The organism is Neobacillus cucumis (assembly GCF_023715505.1).
In genome coordinates this window covers 454,850-475,258 of record NZ_JAMBOH010000002.1, presented here as the reverse complement: position 1 = coordinate 475,258, position 20,409 = coordinate 454,850, and the positions used below count along the sequence as shown (strand labels likewise).

Genomic DNA, 20,409 nt, shown 5'->3' with positions numbered 1-20,409 from the left:
AAAACGACTTCACCGTCAGGACCGCAAGCAGCTGTCGGGGCTGGTCAAGGCGCTTCCGCTTTTCTAATAAGGAGGAATACGACGATGGCAAAAAAGATGCCTGAAATTGGTGATTATAAATACGGTTTTGCCGATAAAGACGTTTCCATTTTCCGATCAAAACGTGGGTTAACGCGTGAGATTGTTGAAGAAATATCAAAAATGAAGAACGAACCACAGTGGATGCTTGACTTCCGTTTAAAGTCTCTTGAGCATTTCTACAAAATGCCAATGCCACAATGGGGCGGGGATTTGAATTCTTTAAGCTTTGATGAAATTACGTATTATGTAAAACCATCTGAAAAATCCGAGAAATCTTGGGATGAAGTACCAGAGGAAATTAAAGCTACCTTCGATAAGCTTGGGATTCCTGAAGCAGAGCAAAAATACCTTGCTGGTGTATCTGCACAGTACGAATCAGAGGTTGTTTATCATAACATGAAGGAAGACCTTGAAGAGCTAGGAATCGTCTTTAAGGATACCGACTCTGCCTTAAGAGAAAACGAAGATATTTTCCGTGAACACTTTGCAAAAGTAATTCCGCCAACGGATAATAAATTTGCAGCCTTAAACTCAGCGGTTTGGTCTGGCGGTTCATTCATCTATGTACCACCAGGAATTAAGGTAGATACGCCATTACAGGCATACTTCCGAATCAACTCTGAGAACATGGGACAATTTGAACGTACCCTTATTATTGTTGATGAAGGTTCATCTGTACACTATGTAGAAGGATGTACAGCACCAGTTTATACAACTAACTCTCTTCACAGTGCGGTTGTAGAAATCATCATTAAAAAGGATGCTTATTGCCGTTATACAACGATCCAAAACTGGGCAAACAATGTGTTTAACTTGGTTACCAAGCGTGCGGTTTGTGAAGCGAACGCAACAATGGAATGGATCGATGGTAATATCGGTTCTAAGTTAACCATGAAATACCCAGCCGTTATTTTAAAAGGCGAAGGCGCACGTGGTATGACTTTATCGATTGCGATTGCAGGTAAAGGTCAGCATCAGGATGCTGGTGCAAAAATGATTCACTTAGCACCAAATACTTCTTCAACAATCGTATCAAAATCAATCTCTAAGCATGGTGGTAAGGTAACATATCGCGGACAGGTTCATTTTGGCCGCAAAGCGGATGGTGCCCGTGCAAATATTGAGTGTGATACATTGATTATGGATAATCAATCAACATCTGATACGATCCCATACAATGAAATTCTAAACGACAATATTTCTCTTGAACACGAGGCGAAGGTATCAAAGGTTTCTGAAGAGCAGTTATTCTACTTGATGAGCCGTGGTATTTCTCAGCAAGAAGCAACTGAAATGATTGTAATGGGCTTCATTGAGCCGTTTACAAAAGAATTACCAATGGAATATGCCGTTGAGATGAACCGTCTGATTAAGTTCGAGATGGAAGGTTCTATCGGTTAATAATAAAAAACCTTTGTATATCAAGGGTTGAGCGATGATTATAAATGTAAAATTGACGGCGTGCCGATTCAGTGCCGGTTTGATTTTATCTTTAAGTGTAGGAGGCGAACTTTTGAAGTTCGTCTTCTTCTTTTTTTAAAATTATATCCGGATACGTATCACTGTTGTTTTGATGGTTTTATGTCCTAATCAATTAGATACCATTTCAGACTTGCACCAGATTCAAGAAGCAGAACATCAAGTGTATGTCTAAACACGTGAGTGCCTTTATATTTTACACCGGCTTTTTTACAATAATCTTTGATAGTTCCACGAACGGTAGAAGGTGTTAAATAATGTCCGTTATAATTTTGAAAGATAATGCCATCTTCATTTTTTCGGAATCTGCCATTTGCTAAAATCAGTTCATTTTGCTTCAACTTAAACTTTTTTAATTCACGTAATAAATCTTGGTCAATTTTAATGGTTCGATAAGAAGCACTATTTTTTAATGTTATTAATTTTACTTTGTTATTATAATTACGGCTGGTTTGTTTATCTATGGTTATTTTATCACCATCAATATCTTCCCATCTTAAAACCAAAGCTTCGGATATCCTTAAACCGTTTTGCTTAAAAAGTACATAAGCATGTAATAAAGTTGATATTCAGGAAAGCGCTGATGTTTATATGCTTTCATAAAATCCAGTAACTTGTTTAATTCTTCGAGGCTAAAATATTTTACTTCTTTATTTTTCTTCAAAGCTACACTATCTTGAACCGGAACCTTTAATTTATCGGCAGGATTTTTTTCAAGAATTTCAAGTTCATGAACAGAATAATGTAAAATACTTTTCATAACTGAAAGATATTTTAACCTTGAACCAAATGAATATTTTTCTTCGCCGTTTTGATCGAGTTCACCAAATTTAGCAATCCATCTTTTTATCTCAGGTCTACGAATCGTCATAATTTTTTTATGTCCAAAAGTGGGCAAAACGTGATTTCGAACAATCACTTCAAGTTGCACAAACGTCGATTCCTTTACATTTGCTTTTTTATGTTCAAGCCAATCTTTCATAGCATCTTCAAATAACATGTTTCTATCATTTAATGTTTGCCCGTAATATATTCGTGCTTCAACTTTAGCAGCTTCAATTCGAAATTCTTTTTTGTCGCGGAATGTTCCAATACTTCTTTCTTTTCCATCTTTTGAAACTCGTGCCTGCCATTTTCCGCTTGGTAACTGTCTCAATGTAGCCATCTTTCCTTAGCTCCTTTCAATCCCTTAAAACGATTTTGATGATGAAAGCTAGTCATTTAGAAATATTTCAATTATTTTTTTTATCTTGATTCGTTCATTTGTTGTAAGTAAACGATCCTCAAAATAAACCTCATAATCTAAAGCACTAAAAATGCTATTAAGGTCATTTTGCTTACTTAGTTCAACTCTTTCATTAGAAAATAATAAATCATGTTCCTCTTTTGTTATTGGTCCTCTTACTCCATCTTCTTTTGTTACATAAGAACGTAAAGGAGGGTATGACAATGCAGAAGCTAAACTCTTTAACAGAGTTGTTAAAAAATGTAAAAATATTCCATTTTCATTTAGAATAATTGGAAATGCCTTGTATCGAGTTGAAAAAAAACCATTAAAGGGAAATCAGGCAGAAGAACTTAAAATATTGGTTGCTCGCCATGCCCCTATAATAAAGCGGGAGCTATATAATGTAGAGTAACCTCAAGTTTACTATGAAATTGCTTGGAATGATCGAGGGAGGTTAGTTGTTGAACTAGTTTCTGCTGGGGCATTAGCAACTAAAAAAGAGATGATTCCTCTCGCTGAACAAGGATTCCCATGTAATGACAATAATTATAGGCAATTAATTGATTACTTCGATAAAATGTTAGCTTCTAATCAGATTGACCGAGGTTTTATGGTGGAACGCCTCGGTCATATAAAAAATGGGTTTGCTCATCCACTGCTACCTCGAAATTTCGAAATTCTCCCCAATGACCAAGGAGAAAAACAGCTATTAGAAGCTTTTCAAGAATCTGGCAAGGATGGATTACTAATGTTTTTGAACCAATCAAACATCATCCTAGAGCTTTATTTATGGTTTTATCATCATTCGTAAGTGTGCTGTTAAATGATTTAAAAATAGATCCGTTTATAGTGGACCTTGCTAGTAGTACATCACAGGGAAAAACAACAACTCTCAGGATTGCAGCAAATGTCTGGGGAACACCGCAACTGGTAAATGAATTCAATACTACAAAAGTTAGTGTTGAAAGAAAAGCTGCTTTTTTGAACAGTTTTCCGTTAATAATGGATGATACTAGAAAAGCGGATGAACGACTCTTACAGTCCTTTGTTTATAACTTTTCAGGCGGCGCTCCAAAGGTCGTGGCACTCTCCAAGGTTCACAAAGAGAGTAAAATCAAAAGGTAGTGAGGTTTTGACACGATTAGCTTTGTACTATGCAACTGTTCATTTTACGGCAATACTTTTAAATCATAATCAAGGCTATCGATATATTGTTTCTATTAGTGTATAGATTATTTCTATAATTCATCACTTAGTATAAAAATTATAATATAGGAAAGCTTTCCAAAAACTATAAGTTAAAAATTTATTATTAAGTGGTGAAGAAAATGCAAAAAGTAGTTGGGATAATTGGTGGAATGGGACCATTAGCAACTGTCGATTTAATAAATAAAATTATTTTTTATACACCTGCAAAGAAGGACCAGGATCATATCCATATAATCGTGGACAATTATTCACAAATACCTGATCGAACAACAGCTATTTTGGGAAAAGGTACAGATCCTGCCCCATTTATTATACAATCAGCACAAAGACTAGAAAATGCCGGTGCGGATTTTCTTGTAATTGCATGCAATACCGCTCACTTTTACTTTAATTTAATAGAAAATTCCGTCAGTATCCCAGTATTAAATATGCCTTTAGAAACAGCTCGCTTTTTACATGAAAAAAACTTTAGTAGAGTTGGTTTATTAGCTACTGATGGAACAATAAATACAAAACTATATCAACATAGTTGTCAAGTCTATGATATTAATGTCATTGAACCTGATTTACAAGTGCAGAAAGAAGTGATGGAAGGAATATATGCTATTAAAGGGAGTGATTTAGAGAAAGGGCTTTTATACCTTTCAAGAGTAGCTAATACATTAATAAATCGAGGGGCAGAAGCTATAATAGCGGGTTGTACAGAAATTCCTCTTGTACTTAAATCTTCGCAAGATATTTGTGTTATTGACCCAACAGAAATTTTAGCCAAAACCGTAATTAAAACAGCTATTGGGAAAGTATCAGCAAGTGCAATTGGTGTAAAATAAAAATGAAAGAAGATGTAATAAGATAGCGTTATTTTTTTCTTTTTTATAAAGTTAAATTTATTGATTTGTTATAGTAAATAAATACAATGGTGAACTAAAATAAGGAGCATAAGAAATGAATATTGAAAATATTGAAGCCTTCATATATGTTTGTCAATTAGGTAGTTTCAATAAAGCAGCAGAGGCTCTTTATTTAACTCAACCTTCTGTAACGGCTCGAATTCAATCCCTTGAACGTGAAGTGAATTTAAAGCTTTTTCATCGAAATGGAAACAAAATTTCATTAACTGAAAAGGGAGAATATTTCTTTCCACATGCACAAAAGATTCTTCAATCCTATCAGGAAGCAAAGTATGGATTACAACAAGTAACTGTACCTTATGAGCTAGTCCTTGGGAGTGCTTTGTCAATTTCCAACAACGTTCTCCCTGATATTTTGCCGGCTTTTAAATCAAAGTTTAATGACGTTAGAATAAAAATTATAACGGGACATTCTAAAGACATTTTACACAAGGTCATTAACAAAGAGGTGGACTTTGGTATTATACGAACAGAAACTCACCCTCAAGTAGAATCAATTCGTCTTTATAATGATCCTATTAGCCTCTTTGTCCCTGCAAATCATTCTTTTTTAAAAGAAGAAGGAGTAACAGTAGAGGATGTAGCTAAACAGCCTCTTATCTTTTTTGATTATGGATCTATCGATTGGCTTATTATTCATCGTCTCTTTCTAAGTAATGGTGTAAATCCGAATATATATTTAGAAGTTGATAATATGGAAACGGCTAAAAATTTAGTATTGCAAGGTCTAGGCATTAGCTTTTTACCTGAGCATTGTGTAAGAAAAGAACTAGAAAATGAAGAGTTATTTAGAGTAGAAATGACTCCTCCGGTGAAAACTAATATTAGTATTGACTTTATTTATTTAAAAGGTAAACCTAAATCTGTTTTTATGGATTTTTTAAAAAATAAAATGTTTGAAAAGCAATAAACCGAATGACGTTATCAATCGGTTTATTGTTTTTTTGTTTTAAAGACTAATTTATCTAATTGATTTCTTCTATAACCGTATAGTTTTCCTTTATAACTTAACTTTAAAATAGTAATTTATAATCAATTTCATGAGGTGTTTAAATTTTAAAAATATTTAAACTATCATTTCTAGCTTCATCAACAATTTTCATATCTAAAAAAGGAGGTACACCTAATATTTTTATTTTTATCTTTAAGTATTATGAAAGGGGTTTCAACTTATGAAAATATTTGGGTTGGCTACACAAATATTTATAGGTCTTACTTTAGGTATTATTATTGGTGCTATTTTTTATGGGAATCAAACTGCAATGATCATTCTCCAACCAATTGGCGATATCTTCATTCATTTAATTAAAATGATTGTTGCCCCAATTGTTATAGGTGCCCTTGTTGTTTCTATTGCAGGCGTTGGTGATATAAAAAAGATAGGAAAATTAGGTGGAAAAACCATTATTTATTTTGAAATTGTAACCACCATTGCTCTTGCTTTAGGTTTAATTGCTGCAAATTTATTCCACCCCGGAAGTGGAGTTAAAATTGGTCACTTGGAAAAAGGGAATATTTCGACATTAGTTCAAACTGTAAAGACGAGTGAAAGTACAAGTATAGCAGATAAATTTGTACATATTATCCCAACTAATGTGTTTCAATCATTAGCTGAAGGAGACCTACTAGCAATCGTCTTTTTCTCTGTTTTATTCGGTTTAGGCGTTGCAGCCATTGGAGAAAAGGGAAAACCAGTTTTAAAATTCTTTGATGGTGTATTGGAAACAATGTTCTGGGTGACAAATTTAGTTATGAAATTTGCTCCTTTTGGTGTATTTGCCCTAATTGGTGTCAATGTAGCAAAGTTTGGTGTGCATTCTCTAATTCCATTAGGAAAATTAGTTCTTGTCATCTATGGAACGACGTTCTTTTTCGTCATTGTTATATTAGGAATTATTGCAAAAATGGCTGGTACAAGTGTATTTACCTTAATGAAAATATTAAAAGACGAAATATTCTTAGCGTTTACAACTGCAAGCTCAGAGACTGTATTACCAAGATTAATGGACAAAATGGAGAAATTTGGATGTCCAAAAGAGGTAGCTTCCTTTGTAATTCCAACCGGATATACATTTAATCTTGACGGATCTTCCATTTATCAGGCAGTTGCATCACTCTTTATAGCCCAAATGTATGGGATTCATTTATCCATTGGACAACAAATTACTCTATTATTTGTGCTAATGTTGACTTCCAAAGGAATGGCTGGAGTTTCTGGTGCTTCACTTGTCGTTGTGTTATCAACCTTAAGTTCAATGGGTCTTCCACTTGAAGGTATGGCATTTATTGCGGGTATTGACCGCGTTTTAGATATGCTTCGTACTGCTGTGAATGTTGTGGGAAATGCATTAGCTTCCATTGTTATGTCAAAATCAGAAGGCTCATTCGATAAGGTAAAAGCGAAAAATTATACAGAATCTATTAAACAATCAACTGTAGCATAAATTTCATATCTATCTTTCAACATTGGAGGCACAAAATGATGATCACTGAAGAAAAACAAAACGTCAGAATTGAAAAAGACTTTTTAGGAATAAAGAATGTTCCTATAGATGCTTATTACGGAGTCCAAACATTACGTGCGGTTGAAAATTTCCCAATAACAGGTTATAAGGTTAGCGGAGAACTAATAAAGGGTTTAGCAATTGTTAAAAAAGCTGCTGCTCTCGCTAATATGGAAGTAAAACGTTTATATGAAGGGCTTGGGAATGCAATTGTTAAGGCTGCTGATGAAATAATTGCAGGAAAATTGCATGATCAATTCATTGTTGATCCAATCCAAGGCGGGGCGGGCACTTCCATGAATATGAATATGAATGAAATGATTGCTAACCTTGCTCTTGAGTTGCTTGGATATGAAAAAGGTTCATATAATCAATTAAGTCCCAATAGTCATGTGAACATGGCACAATCAACAAATGATTCGTTCCCAACTGCCATTCATATTGCAACACTTAATTTATTAGAAAACTTATTGCAAACAATGGAAAAGATGCATTCAGTGTTTAAAAACAAAGCTCAACAGTTTGACCCTGTTATTAAAATGGGACGTACTCACTTGCAGGATGCAGTTCCAATTCGACTTGGACAAGAATTTGAAGCATTTAGCAAGGTAATTGAGCGGGATATAAAGCGGATTAAGGAAACTCGTGTGCATTTATATGAAGTAAACATGGGGGCAACAGCGGTAGGAACAGGATTAAATGCCGATCCCGGTTATATTGAAAAAGTTGTGAAACACTTAGCAGAAATTAGTGGGCTACCGCTAAAGGGGGCTGATCATCTTGTAGATGCAACGCAAAACACAGATGCATATACTGAAGTTTCAGCTGCGTTAAAGGTTTGCATGATTAACATGTCGAAAATTGCTAACGATTTACGATTAATGGCTTCTGGTCCCCGTGCCGGTCTAGCTGAAATTTTGTTACCTGCACGCCAACCTGGTTCATCGATTATGCCTGGTAAAGTTAATCCGGTTATGCCTGAAATGATTAACCAAGTTGCTTTCCAAGTAATCGGTAACGACCATACGATCTGCCTAGCTTCAGAAGCAGGGCAACTTGAACTAAATGTTATGGAACCTGTTTTAGTCTTTAATTTGCTTCAGTCAATCGACATAATGAATAATTCATTTAAAGTATTTACAGAGTATTGTCTATTAGGCATTGAAGCCAACGAAAAACGTTTAAAAGAGTATGTAGAAAAAAGTGTAGGAGTTATAACAGCTGTAAACCCTCATCTCGGATATGAGGTAGCAGCACGGATTGGACGAGAAGCCATTTTAGATGGTAAATCAGTACGCGAGTTATGCCTACAATATGATGTTTTAACTGAAGAAGAAATTGAGCTAATTTTAAATCCGTATGAAATGACAAAGCCTGGAATTTCAGGAGCCGCTCTATTAGACAAAGATTGAATAAATCGTTTGTAACCCCAAATTTATAGAAGGAGTGGTGTATATGGTAATACAGGGAATACAAAAAACACAGACAATAGTTCGTTATCAGAATCATAAAGGTAAAATATATTACGGAATTGTTGAGGATGATGAAATTATACAATTTTCCAATGATTTTACTGAAATTGTAAACAATCAATTAAAATATGATGGAGTAAGACATAAATATAGTGATGTGAAAATTTTGGAGCCTGTATCACCCTCAAAAGTAGTTAATTTAGGCTGGACATATGTTGAACATGCAAAGGAAACTGGGGGAAGGGCTAATCTTAAGGAACCATTTCTTTTTTTAAAGCCGACATCTTCCTTGATTCCAAATGAGGGAGACATCATTCTTCCTTCCTGTGATTTAAGCAAACAGGTGGAAATGGAGGGGGAAGTGGCACTCGTTATTGGGAAACGCGGAAAAAATATAAAAGAAGAAGAGGCATTGGATTATGTTTTTGGCTGCACCATTTTTAATGATGTAACGGCAAGAGATCTTACAAAAACTGATCCCCAATTTACACGCGGCAAAGGTTTTGATACTTTTGGACCTTTAGGTCCATGGATTGTGACCGGTATAGATCCAACCAATTTACGCATAATTACAACGTTAAACGGTAAAGTAGTTCAAGAGGGTAATACAAATCAGATGTCACTTTCAATTCCTTTCCTTATAAGTTGGATTTCACAAGTTATGACTTTGGAGCCGGGTGATGTTTTGGCTACTGGTTCGCCCTCTGGTAGTTGTTCAATGATGTCAGGTGACATCGTATCTGTGGAAGTAGAGAATATCGGTAAGCTATGTAATTATGTAATTTAGGGGATATAATTTTTTTATTAAATTCAAAGAATGGGGTGCCTGCGGGTTTTCCCTTTTTTTGTAATGCTGTACAAGTTTGTAAAAGTCACCACATCCAACAAAATGAACCACCAGAGCAAAACGAAGGTAGGGCTCCGTCTCACTAAGCCAGTTCAAATCAAAGGATGAATTACCATGAGACATAGCAAAAAATAAGATATTTTATTCAATAATGTGAAGGATTCAATTAAACTTAAGGATGCCTTCCTTGGAGAAATTGAATTATTGGACCTAAAATGGTCCTTTTTATTTTAGTTTCGTAGGGAGCGTTTGTTCGTGTATAAAGATGTCGAGGTGCAGCTTGAAGGCGATAAAATAAGAATAAGGCAACACGCCAATGCGGTTGCTGCCGCCGAGCGCGCCAACATTAAATTTATTGCGTTTACCAGTGCGACTAAAGCAAGCGATAGCAACTTTTTCCTTGCTCAAGCTTATAAAGCTACGGAAGAGGCTATTGTAAAAACAGGCATTCCTTATTCATTTTATGAGGAATAACTGGTATCTAGAAAATGAAATCGAAAGTATAAAAGGTGCTATGGCGGGTGCTCCATGGATAACGGCGACCGAAGATGGGAAAGTAGGTTGGGCGCTTCGACAGGATTTGGCGGAGGCAACTGCCAACGTACTTATTGGAAATGGACATGAGAACACGATTTACGAACTTTCCGGTAAACTTATGGAACATAAAGAATTAGTCCCTATACTTGAAACTGTATTAGGGAAAGAGATTCCTTTTCAACAGGTGGATGATGACACTTATGCCGAGATTATGAAAGGTGCTGGAGTTCCGGAAGCCTTCCTTCCGATGCTTATTAACACACAAAAGGGCATTCGTGAGGGTGGATTAGAGGTCGAAAGCAACGATCTGGAAAAACTGCTTGAACGCCCTGCCGTACCGATGAAAGAGGCTTTGACCCAAATTGTTAGCCAAATATCTCAAATAGACAATTAAATTATCACACAACTTAGAAGAAGGATGCTTTATTATTTTTCCATAAAGCTTAGAAAAGTTGATTCAAAACAATTTGTTTTTTTGACAATGTTAAATGAAAAAACCATCAGGAGGAAGAAGTAATGACAAATGAAAAATTAAATATCGGAATTATCTTAGGAAGCACTCGTGAAGGTCGGGTTAGTCCTCAGGTTGGAAAATGGGTAAAAGGAATTGCAGACAAACGTGGAGATGCAAATTATGAAATAGCAGATATTGCCGAATTCCAATTGCCTTTTTTCGGAACAACCGATGGAACAGAACCTGGAATAGCAGCTTGGAGTGAAAAGGTTTGAAGCTTGGAATAACAAAGCGGCAGGCATCGTTAGCTATGGTGGAGCTGGTGGAGCTCGTGCAGCTGAACATTTACGAGGGATCTGTGGAGAATTACTAATTGCGGATGTTAAGACTCACCCAACATTATCTTTATTTACAGATTTTGAAAACTTTACAACATTTAAACCAGCTGAATTACATCTTAATAATGTCAATTTGGCTTGACCAAGTTATTGCATGGAGTGGTGCATTACAAACCTTGAGAAAATAGTATTAATTGATAGTAGAATGTAATTTGATCAGAATATCAGACGCTAACAAATAAAGTGTCTGATATTCTTTTTTATCTAAGGAAAATTTCCAGAATGCTCTCTTTAAAAAAGATTGTGAACTGTTGCACTTAAACTTTCCTTAATTAGATTCTAAACAATAATTGAGAAATTCAGTTTCATCGAACCATAATTAAACTGTATTAATACCAATATATTGGTTTTCCATCTCTAAAGAATCCTCCGGAAGGTCCTTCAGGTCCAATCGTCGCTAACCACAGGATTAACTCGGCTGCTTGCTTGGGTGTTCTTGGAGCAGATGGTCCACCCATATCTGAGCTAACCCATCCCGGATCGACTGCATTTATTTTGATATCACCATTGATTTCTGCCGCTACCAATCGTGTCAATCCGTTTATGGAAAATTTAGATAACTTATAAGCTCCTACTCCTGGATATGACATTTCGCTCATCGCCCCATATTCTGAGGAAACATTAATAATTCTCCCAAAGCCTTGTTTTTCCATGATTGGAATAAAGGAACGGATGACATGGTAAGGTCCGAAGAAATTCGTTGCCATTGTTTTCTCCAAAATAGAAGGATCTATAGCCACTAACTTTTTATTCTCATCCAAAATACACGCCAGCATTATTAATCAATACGTCTAATCTTCCAAATCGCTCATTTACAGTAATCGCTGCTTGACGGATGCTTTCTTGGTTGTCTACATCCATCTCCAGAAACGACACATCAAGATTTGGCTCATTAAGTTTTTGCGCACCTTCAAGTCCTTTTTCTGGATCCCGACTTACCAAAATGACCTTAAAACCTATCTGAGCTAATTGTTTGACCAGTTCATATCCAATTCCTCGATTCCCGCCAGTGACAAGTGCAACTTTTATATCCTTTGACATTAATATCCTCCTTTTTTCGGCTACTAATCTTGGGCTAGAGTAGATTTTTCCACACCCTAGAAATTTTATAAAAGACAGTAGGGCAGGAAATATAAATCAATAATGAATAGAGAGCTCTTAAAGAATATTGAAATTTATTCCTTATCTAGATAGTTGTTGTGTAGGTATATACATGTAGTTTCTAAGTAAGATAGTTACCAAACTTAGGAACAATGATAGGATTCCCACCAATACGACGTATTGTGTACCCATTCCTGATATAAATACCCCACCTACGGCTGCACCCAATGTTGTTCCTACGTTACAGGCTGATATAAATAATCCATTGGCAAAATCAGGTGCTTCGGGGGCTGAAGACGTAACCAAATATTGGTTAATATTTGCCATGATTCCTCCAGCCAATATTCCCCAAATTAAAGTTATAATTGCCATAGGTACCGTAAACTGCCCTGTGAAGAATAAAATGATGTAAACAGCACCCAATACCAAAGGAAAAGATACTACAGTCTTAATGGCACTATGAGTAAGTAACTTTCCTGTGACAATGTTTCCAATAATACTGGCTCCACCAAAGATGAATAACGTTAAACTTATGGTATTCGGAGACATATTCGTTACTGTTTTCAGATATTCAGCAAGATAACTATATACCCCAAATATAGCCGAATTTAATAAAATGACAGTCACGATGGAAAGCCATATTATAGGTTTTTTTAATATGGAAAGTTGTGTACCATAAGAAAGTCTTTCTTCAACAGGTATTGATGGTACAAAGATCAATGTTGCAATGAATACAATAGAATTAACAATAGCAAAGAATGCCATCGCCATTTCAAACGAAATGGAACTATCGATAAAACTTGCAATCGGTACTCCGGCTACCATTCCAGCAGATACTCCTATAAATACTTTAGAAACAGCTTTTGGAGCTTCTTCTTTACTTACTGAGGAAGCAGCTACTGTAAATGCCAAAGAACAATAAATTGGATGAAAAAAGGCTGGAATGATGCGAGCAATTAATAGAATGGTAAAGTTAGATGTAAATATGGATACAATGTTTCCCAAAACGAAAACTCCTAATACAAGTAACATGCCCTTCTTACGATTTATTCCGGAAAACAATAACGGCATCGTTGGTCCAGATACAGCAATAGTAAGAGCAAAAAGACTCACCAGCCATCCTGCTTTTGATATGCTGACATTAAAGTGATCAGCAATGGAAGGCAATAACCCAATAACCCCCATTTCGGTATTTAAGATGCCGAAAACTCCTATAGTCAATATGAAAATCAGCAAGTTATTTCGTTTAGTCATAAAATGGATCTCCTTCTTTAAGGACAGTTTTATTTTGTAGTTGTGTAAAGGGGAGTAAATTAAGGGTTTACCTTTGCCGATATCATTTAGATAACTTTTTCAATGAGTGATAACAGTTTCCATTTAGCTGTTTTCTCTATTGATATCCATCCCTTTTAAACTGTATAGTTTTTTTGAACTCCTCTTTGTTCCTTCCTCTGAATAAATTTCAAAGCATTATGTGTCCCAGCGATGTAGATTCCTATGATAGATAGGTGGTCAATTAAAAACCTGAAAGTGGAATGATCATTGAACCACCCAAATGGGTTGTAAATGAATAGCTTAGAACCCATTTCTCCCTCGAAGGAAGAATGCAACCCGTAGACAACAATTAACACCGCCAAAATACGCAACCCAATGGTGCGAATACGGTTAGTGCCGGTTATTCCCGTCATCCTCCGCATTGAATTGATAATCATACCCCAGGAAAATCCTATATGTACTGCCACGATGATAAAACCCCAATAGGCAGTCTGAACATGTATTTGCCGTAGTATCATGTCGTTATTTATAGGAATAAAGGTAAATAAATCACTGGAAATCAACAAGCACTTATCATCATCAAAACCATAGTTACAAGAAATAGTAGGTTGATTACTATTTGTAGGATGCTCCGTAAATTATGTGTTCGCTTTATAATCACTTTATACCAACGTCGATTTAAAGAGTTATGGACAACAAATAATAAAAGTACCATAACTCCAACGACTTCATGAATCGTATTTCCGGTGATATAATAAGCCATTGCTATCAACATGAGAACAGTCATAACAAGGTCATTTACTAGCTTGAATAACATCTTCCGATTCAAAGCATTCACCTCTTCTATTGCCTATTTATCACTAGATTGTGTCCCATTGTGTGCATGTAAATCTATTAATAGCACACAACCATTAGCTATCATATTTCTGTAAATACATCTTCAACAGAACATCCTGAATTTTTTTCGCTTTTTCCTCATCATCTATTAAATTTCTTTCTTCTTTATTTACATCCTTAGAATCATTAGTATGAGCCGTTACCTTCCAGTGATCTACAGGGATTGCTGCGATTAAGGATTCTGAGCTGCTATTCTTTGAACTTGCAACTTTTCCTAAATCAAACTCTTTCATTTGATCTAACGAATTAATATATTGATCCCTTTCCTGATTTGCGTGGCAGGAAAAGCAACGTCCAATATTATCTTTAGCCACTTCTCTGGCAGGAGTAAAATGCTGATATTCCCATTCCCCGTTACGTTCCTCCGGTGAATATTTGGAGCCCCAGCCGGTACGCTTTTCCATCACTAAATATTGTTCAATCTTTCCATCCTTATAGCCAACGAGAGTGATAATGGTGCCGCTCGGAAGCTCCTTTCCGTTTTGCACTGCTTCAATTGCTTCCTTCCTATTTACATAGATGTCTTCATGAATATCTCCTCGATCGTAAGTGGTAAACACTATCCCTTTTTTTAGGTCTTTAGGGAATTTAACAAGATTAGCCCCAGATCCAATCTCAGCGTATTCCCCAGATTTAGCCCCAGAGGAATTCTCTTCTTGTTGAGAAATATCCTTTGTACCAATACCAATGTTGTTGCAAGCAACAAGGGTGAGGGTTAACAGCGATGCAAATAATGGAAGTAATCTTTTTTTCATACCATTTTCCTCCTCCAAGTTTCTGTTTATGGTCTAGTAAACTCATCGTAACGGGGTTTCTATTTGACTACTAATTCTAGTTGAATATTAAAACCTGTATAAAATAATGAGAGGAATTTAAAAGGCTGTCGAGGTCTCCTCGACAGCCTAACCTTTAGAAAATGAATAGTCTTAATTTTATCTTATCTTGTAATTATTACCAAGGTTGACTTGTTGGTCCTATTGTAAACTCATTAACGTTCGTATCTTCTGGCTGATCAATCGCGAATGCTACAACATTGGCAACTCGATCAGGTGAAATACCATATTGTTCGTACAACGCAGTCATACCTTCTGAAACATTCTTATCAGTAATCGTACCCAACAATTCCGTGTTGATAGCTGCCGGATAAATAGTTGCTGTGCGGATGTTAGTACCTTCTTGGGCAGATTCCATACGCAAAACTTCCATTAAATCACGAACAGCCCACTTTGTTGCGCCATAAACCGCACCGCCTGGGTAAGCTTTAAGCCCAGCTACTGATGAAGTAGTGATAATATGACCAGATTTTTGCGATGTAAATGTTGGCAATACTGCTGCGATACCATTCAATACACCTTTAATATTAACGTCAACCATACTGATCCACTCTTCAGTTTTTAAATCGGAAAGTGGTGAATTAGGCATTATTCCAGCGTTCAAGAAGATTACATCGACACCACCAAAAGTGTCTTTAGCTAGCTGAACAAGCTGCTGACTATCATCTGGATTTACAACATCTGTAACGCGATAAGCAGCTTGTCCACCAGCTTTTTGAATTTCCTCAGTCAATGCTTTTAATTTGTCTTCACGACGAGCGCCCAAAACAATTTTAGCACCTTTACTTGCCAATAATTTTGCAGTTGCTTCACCAATTCCAGATGAAGCTCCAGTGATTATAACTACTTTGTTTTCAATTGTCATTTCGTTTTTTCATCCTTTCAAATTGTTTTGCATTATTTTAAATTTCATTATCTAAGGATTTACAAGAATGGTGTTTTATTATACCAATTCATAAGAAGTAAGTCCTTTGAAGATCTCTGCGCTGAATAGTAGTGAGCTTGAATGGACTATCTGGACTGAATACGGCTCGTGCATTAGTATTAATCATTAATAACACCTCCAATAATCTAAAATGGCTGTAAGTCTTCTTGTGAGAAAACGTGTCCGTTAATGAAACGAGAATTGACGCTCTGCCATGTTTTGAGCATAAACACCACCATGGGGGGCACTGATAATAACGGCGCGTGTTTCTTTGACTCATCAAAGACTTTTGGCAAAGTACAGATCTGCCGCAATTTTGATGCCAAACCTGTTTTGATGAAACGGATTCCTTGTTACCCTATTGATTAACTTAAAAATATAGTTTGGCATATTAAATAACATCCATCATGTAAAATAAAAATTACAATTGATGTTTTCACGACATCTGTCAATAATTTATAATATAACTATAAACAAAACAATACATAAAACTCGTTAATTTAACCGGATTTGTTGTTTACGCAACAAATCGATAAAAATTGTTGATTTTCTCAAGAAAGCAGGGTGTTTTAACATGACAAAAGTCGATAGAAGGGTTGCTAGAACTCAAGAAGCAATTAAAAAAGCATTTCTTGAATTAATGTCAGAAAGAAATTTCGATAGCATTACCATTCAAGATATTGCTGACAGGGCAAATATTAACCGTGCAACTGTTTATTTGCATTACTTGGATAAATTTGATCTGTTGGATAAGATTATAGAAGAACATATCAATAATATGGCTAAACTTTGTGAGTTGGAAGCTGAAATGGATTGGATAGAAGCGACCGTACTCTGCATGGAATATCTTGAAAGTAATTATTTATTTTTTTCGACGATGATAACAAGTGAAGGAGCCCCTTATTTTCGTAGCCGGTTTGTTCAACATAATATCGAAGAATTCAAAAAAGACGTTGATGTAACAAAAGGCAAAAATCTCGGTCAAAATAAAGATATAGTTGCCGAATTTGTTGCAAATGCATACGTAGGTGTAGTGGAATGGTGGCTAAAAAACGACATGCCTTATCCACCGCAGGAAATGGCAGAAAAAGTGGGGGATTTATTAGACAGGATTATATAGATTTATCGTGAAAAAATCTCTCACATTTTTGCTAATGGGGCAAGATAGTTGATTTTAACCTTTTTGAAAAAATATATTGCTAATCCAAAAATCATATGATAAAGTACTGTTAACGTATACAGCACGGATTGTAACTGTTAAATCAGGCAAAACCGTTTACCTTGGAAAGAGGTAGGGGTTTTGCCTTTTTCTATTATCGGAGGTGATAAAGTGAAATTAGAGAAAATTTTAAACAACAATGCAGTTATTTCTACAAAAAACAAACAAGAAATCATCATCATCGGACGTGGAATAGCTTTTAAAAAACAAGTTGGAGATGAGATCAACGAAGAACAAATAGATAAAATTTTCACTTTAGAAAACGAAGATATAATGAAAAAGTTCAAGACCTTAATTGCTGATATGCCAATTGAGTATATGGAAATATCTGAAAAAATTATTGCATATGCAAAAATGAAATTAGGAAAGAAATTAAACGATAGCATTTATATTCATTTAACTGATCATATTCACTTTGCAATTGAACGTTATAAAAATAATTTGCCTATTAAAAATGGTTTACTTTGGGAAACTAGGCAATTATATAAAGATGAATATGAGATTGGATTAGAAGCATTAAATATGATATGTGAACAATTTGGTGTCATTTTACCGGAAGATGAAGCAGGTTTCTTAGCTCTTCATATTGTTAATGCTGAATTGAATGAAGAGATGCCAGTCGTAAAAGACATGACAAAAGTTATGCAAGAAGTCTTAACTATAGTTAGATATCATTATAAGATTGAGTTTAATGAAAATTCTTTACCATATTACCGATTTATTACGCATCTAAAATTTTTTGCACAACGTTTAGTAAAAGGCAATCATTATAACAGTACAACAGATGATGATTTATATAATGTAATCAAGATGAAATATCCTGAGGCACATAAGTGTTCACAAAAAATAAAGAAGTTTATCGAGAGCTCTTATACCTACCAGTTAACGGATGAAGAAATGATTTATTTAACGATTCATATTGAAAGAGTAGTAAAAAATAATAATGCATGATTTTAGGGTTGTAACCAACGGCAAAACCTAAATCAAACAATCAATTTTGAATGTTTGATTTAGGTTTTTTTTATTACATTCATTTTTTACCGCATGAAAGGTTAATAAAAGTTAGAAAAAAACAAAAAACAATATATAAAAGGAGTGGAGAAAATTGAGTTACCAAAGCTTAGCTAAGGAAATAGTTCAATGGGTCGGTGGAGAACAAAACATAATTAGTGTTGTGCATTGTGCCACACGTCTACGTTTCACATTAAAAGATCATAGTCAGGCTGATAAGAAAAGTCTTGAAAATTCAGATGGGATTCTCAGTGTTGTTGAGAACGGTGGTCAATTTCAAGTTGTTATTGGAAGTCATGTTTCTGAGGTATATAAAGATGTAATAAAGATAGCAAATGTAGGTACTGCAAAGGATTCATCAGAAAAATCAAAGGGAAATGTTATTGGAAAAATATTTGAGGTTATTGCAGGAAGCTTTTCTCCGATACTGGGAGCCCTTGCTGGTGCTGGGATGCTTAAAGCGTTGTTAGCTCTTTTAACAATGACTGGTCTTTTATCCGCCAAAAGCGGGACCTTTTTTATCTTATCTGCAGCTGGAAACGCGCTCTTTTACTTCCTCCCAATCTTTTTAGGGATTACAGTTGCAACAAAGCTAGGAGCAAATCCTTATGTGGGTGGTATGATTGGGGCAGCATTGCTAGAACCTAATTTTACAAGTTTGCTACAGAATGCAGGTGGTAGCACTCATTTTCTTGGCATACCGGTTGTTTTGATGAGCTATTCTTCTACTGTATTCCCTGTTTTTATCGCAGTTAGTATTTACGCTCTTTTAGATAGATTTCTAAGGAAAACCATTCACAAAGATCTACAATTGTTTTTGGTTCCTATGTTGTCTTTGCTTATCATCGTACCATTAACAACAATTGCATTTGGTCCTTTCGGAGTCTATTTTGGAAATAGCATTGGAACATTTATTAATTTTTTATATTCCAAAAGTGGAATCTTGTCAGGTGCCTTAATGGGAGGTTCATACACTTTCCTTACCTTATTAGGTATCCACAATGGGCTCGCTCCATTTATTCTTGAGAATTTGACACATGGTGGGGATCCACTGCTAGCATTACTTTCCGCAGCTGTATTTGCACAAATTGGATTGGCATTTGGTATTTTCATAAAAACAAAGGACAAAAAAGTAAAAGCACTTGCTGGATCTACGTTATTACCTGGAATATTGTCAGGTGTTACAGAACCAATTCTGTACGGGTTAATGCTTCGTTACAAACGTACAATACCTTATGTCGTAATAGCCGGAGTTGTCGGAGGAGGAGTTAGTGGCTTGGCTGGAGTAAAAGCAATGACATTGGCACTACCATCTGCTTTAAGTATTCCAATTTATTCACCATTAGTACCATACATTATTGCTATACTTTCTTCTTTTGCAATTACAACGATTCTGACAGTAATTTTCGGGTATGAAGATAAAAAGAAAATAGAAGTAGAAGAAAACAAGGTAGAAGAAAACAAGGTAGAAGAAAACAAGGTAGAAGCAGGACAGACAATTATAAAACAAGAAGCAATTGTCAGCCCATTAACTGGAGAAATTAAACCGTTAGCACATGTTGATGATCCAGTGTTTTCATCAGAAGCTATGGGAAAAGGGATTGCAATTGAACCAACTGTTGGAAAAGCTGTATCGCCTGTGAACGGGACGATCACAACAGTTTTTCCGACAGGGCATGCAATTGGAATTACGTCAGACGAAGGAGCAGAAATATTAATCCATATCGGAATCAATACAGTCCAATTAGAAGGAAAATATTATTCTCCGGTCGTTAAACAGGGAGATCGAGTAAACCAAGGTGACTTATTAGTCAACTTTGATATTGAAAAAATTAAAGAAGCTGGGTACCCAGTTACTACTCCAATTATCATTACAAATACAGACCGTTATATTGATATTATCGAAATGAATAAAGAAGCTGTTCAGGAAAAAGAAGCATTGTTAACATTAGTGGTTTAATGATCTTCAATTTGGAAATCTGGGGAGAGACTTAAGTCCTCTTCCCTATATATTGATGATATTAACAA

General features: G+C 35.5%; 18 protein-coding genes and 3 pseudogenes. 12 read left to right on the top strand and 9 right to left on the bottom strand.

Annotated elements, in window-relative coordinates; genetic code table 11:
* The first annotated feature begins 84 nt into the window (after positions 1 to 84).
* On the top strand, positions 85 to 1,482 hold the full coding sequence (gene sufB, locus M3226_RS04915; RefSeq protein WP_251563129.1) for a Fe-S cluster assembly protein SufB: 1,398 nt from the start codon (positions 85 to 87) through the stop codon (positions 1,480 to 1,482).
* Positions 1,483 to 1,667: 185 nt separating this feature from the next.
* On the opposite strand, the gene M3226_RS04910 is transcribed toward sufB, so the two are convergent.
* From M3226_RS04910 to M3226_RS32690, 3 genes are all read right to left on the bottom strand, one after another.
* Entirely contained in the window at positions 1,668 to 2,066 is a 399-nt protein-coding gene (locus tag M3226_RS04910) for a tyrosine-type recombinase/integrase (protein WP_251563127.1), read from the bottom strand.
* Between the two features lie 14 nt (positions 2,067 to 2,080).
* Positions 2,081 to 2,725, bottom strand: coding sequence for an N-terminal phage integrase SAM-like domain-containing protein (locus tag M3226_RS04905; RefSeq protein WP_251563126.1), 645 nt, complete (start codon positions 2,723 to 2,725; stop codon positions 2,081 to 2,083).
* Between the two features lie 671 nt (positions 2,726 to 3,396).
* Positions 3,397 to 3,555 (bottom strand): hypothetical protein, encoded by a 159-nt coding sequence (locus tag M3226_RS32690; RefSeq protein WP_374110540.1) that lies wholly within the window; start codon positions 3,553 to 3,555, stop codon positions 3,397 to 3,399.
* Between the two features lie 22 nt (positions 3,556 to 3,577).
* Between M3226_RS32690 and M3226_RS04895 the strand changes: the two genes are divergently transcribed.
* From M3226_RS04895 to M3226_RS04860, 8 genes and pseudogenes are all read left to right on the top strand, one after another.
* Positions 3,578 to 3,913: a DUF927 domain-containing protein gene (locus M3226_RS04895; protein ID WP_251563124.1), complete on the top strand. Its 336-nt coding sequence runs from the start codon at positions 3,578 to 3,580 to the stop codon at positions 3,911 to 3,913.
* A 203-nt stretch (positions 3,914 to 4,116) separates the two neighbouring features.
* On the top strand, positions 4,117 to 4,827 hold the full coding sequence (locus M3226_RS04890) for an aspartate/glutamate racemase family protein (protein ID WP_251563122.1): 711 nt from the start codon (positions 4,117 to 4,119) through the stop codon (positions 4,825 to 4,827).
* A 115-nt stretch (positions 4,828 to 4,942) separates the two neighbouring features.
* The gene (locus M3226_RS04885) at positions 4,943 to 5,818 is read left to right on the top strand and encodes a LysR family transcriptional regulator (protein WP_251563120.1); all 876 of its coding nucleotides are present in this window, start codon (positions 4,943 to 4,945) and stop codon (positions 5,816 to 5,818) included.
* A 262-nt stretch (positions 5,819 to 6,080) separates the two neighbouring features.
* The gene (locus M3226_RS04880) at positions 6,081 to 7,352 is read left to right on the top strand and encodes a cation:dicarboxylate symporter family transporter (RefSeq protein ID WP_251563118.1); all 1,272 of its coding nucleotides are present in this window, start codon (positions 6,081 to 6,083) and stop codon (positions 7,350 to 7,352) included.
* A gap of 38 nt (positions 7,353 to 7,390) precedes the next feature.
* The gene (aspA, locus tag M3226_RS04875) at positions 7,391 to 8,824 is read left to right on the top strand and encodes an aspartate ammonia-lyase (protein WP_251563245.1); all 1,434 of its coding nucleotides are present in this window, start codon (positions 7,391 to 7,393) and stop codon (positions 8,822 to 8,824) included.
* Between the two features lie 43 nt (positions 8,825 to 8,867).
* Entirely contained in the window at positions 8,868 to 9,671 is an 804-nt protein-coding gene (locus M3226_RS04870; protein WP_251563116.1) for a fumarylacetoacetate hydrolase family protein, read from the top strand.
* 333 nt (positions 9,672 to 10,004) lie between these two features.
* A pseudogene (locus M3226_RS04865) lies at positions 10,005 to 10,662 on the top strand (SDR family NAD(P)-dependent oxidoreductase); the annotation flags it as partial.
* A gap of 122 nt (positions 10,663 to 10,784) precedes the next feature.
* Positions 10,785 to 11,248: pseudogene (locus M3226_RS04860) on the top strand (NADPH-dependent FMN reductase).
* A 201-nt stretch (positions 11,249 to 11,449) separates the two neighbouring features.
* Here the strand turns inward: M3226_RS04860 and M3226_RS04855 are convergent.
* From M3226_RS04855 to M3226_RS04830, 6 genes and pseudogenes are all read right to left on the bottom strand, one after another.
* A pseudogene (locus M3226_RS04855) lies at positions 11,450 to 12,161 on the bottom strand (SDR family oxidoreductase).
* 141 nt (positions 12,162 to 12,302) lie between these two features.
* Positions 12,303 to 13,475 (bottom strand): MFS transporter, encoded by a 1,173-nt coding sequence (locus M3226_RS04850; RefSeq protein WP_251563114.1) that lies wholly within the window; start codon positions 13,473 to 13,475, stop codon positions 12,303 to 12,305.
* 155 nt (positions 13,476 to 13,630) lie between these two features.
* Positions 13,631 to 13,963: a hypothetical protein gene (locus M3226_RS04845; RefSeq protein ID WP_251563112.1), complete on the bottom strand. Its 333-nt coding sequence runs from the start codon at positions 13,961 to 13,963 to the stop codon at positions 13,631 to 13,633.
* A 92-nt stretch (positions 13,964 to 14,055) separates the two neighbouring features.
* A complete protein-coding gene (locus tag M3226_RS04840; RefSeq protein WP_251563110.1) occupies positions 14,056 to 14,325 on the bottom strand; it encodes a hypothetical protein in 270 nt (89 codons plus the stop codon).
* An 82-nt stretch (positions 14,326 to 14,407) separates the two neighbouring features.
* Positions 14,408 to 15,148: a cytochrome P460 family protein gene (locus M3226_RS04835; protein WP_251563108.1), complete on the bottom strand. Its 741-nt coding sequence runs from the start codon at positions 15,146 to 15,148 to the stop codon at positions 14,408 to 14,410.
* A gap of 196 nt (positions 15,149 to 15,344) precedes the next feature.
* A complete protein-coding gene (locus M3226_RS04830; RefSeq protein ID WP_251563107.1) occupies positions 15,345 to 16,091 on the bottom strand; it encodes an SDR family oxidoreductase in 747 nt (248 codons plus the stop codon).
* Positions 16,092 to 16,725: 634 nt separating this feature from the next.
* Between M3226_RS04830 and M3226_RS04825 the strand changes: the two genes are divergently transcribed.
* From M3226_RS04825 to M3226_RS04815, 3 genes are all read left to right on the top strand, one after another.
* The gene (locus tag M3226_RS04825) at positions 16,726 to 17,271 is read left to right on the top strand and encodes a TetR/AcrR family transcriptional regulator (RefSeq protein ID WP_251563104.1); all 546 of its coding nucleotides are present in this window, start codon (positions 16,726 to 16,728) and stop codon (positions 17,269 to 17,271) included.
* Positions 17,272 to 17,481: 210 nt separating this feature from the next.
* Positions 17,482 to 18,321 carry a BglG family transcription antiterminator LicT gene (gene licT, locus M3226_RS04820; protein ID WP_251563102.1) on the top strand — a complete coding sequence of 280 codons (840 nt, stop codon included), beginning with the start codon at positions 17,482 to 17,484 and terminating at the stop codon, positions 18,319 to 18,321.
* A gap of 154 nt (positions 18,322 to 18,475) precedes the next feature.
* Positions 18,476 to 20,341: a beta-glucoside-specific PTS transporter subunit IIABC gene (locus M3226_RS04815; RefSeq protein ID WP_251563099.1), complete on the top strand. Its 1,866-nt coding sequence runs from the start codon at positions 18,476 to 18,478 to the stop codon at positions 20,339 to 20,341.
* The last annotated feature ends 68 nt before the right edge of the window (positions 20,342 to 20,409 follow it).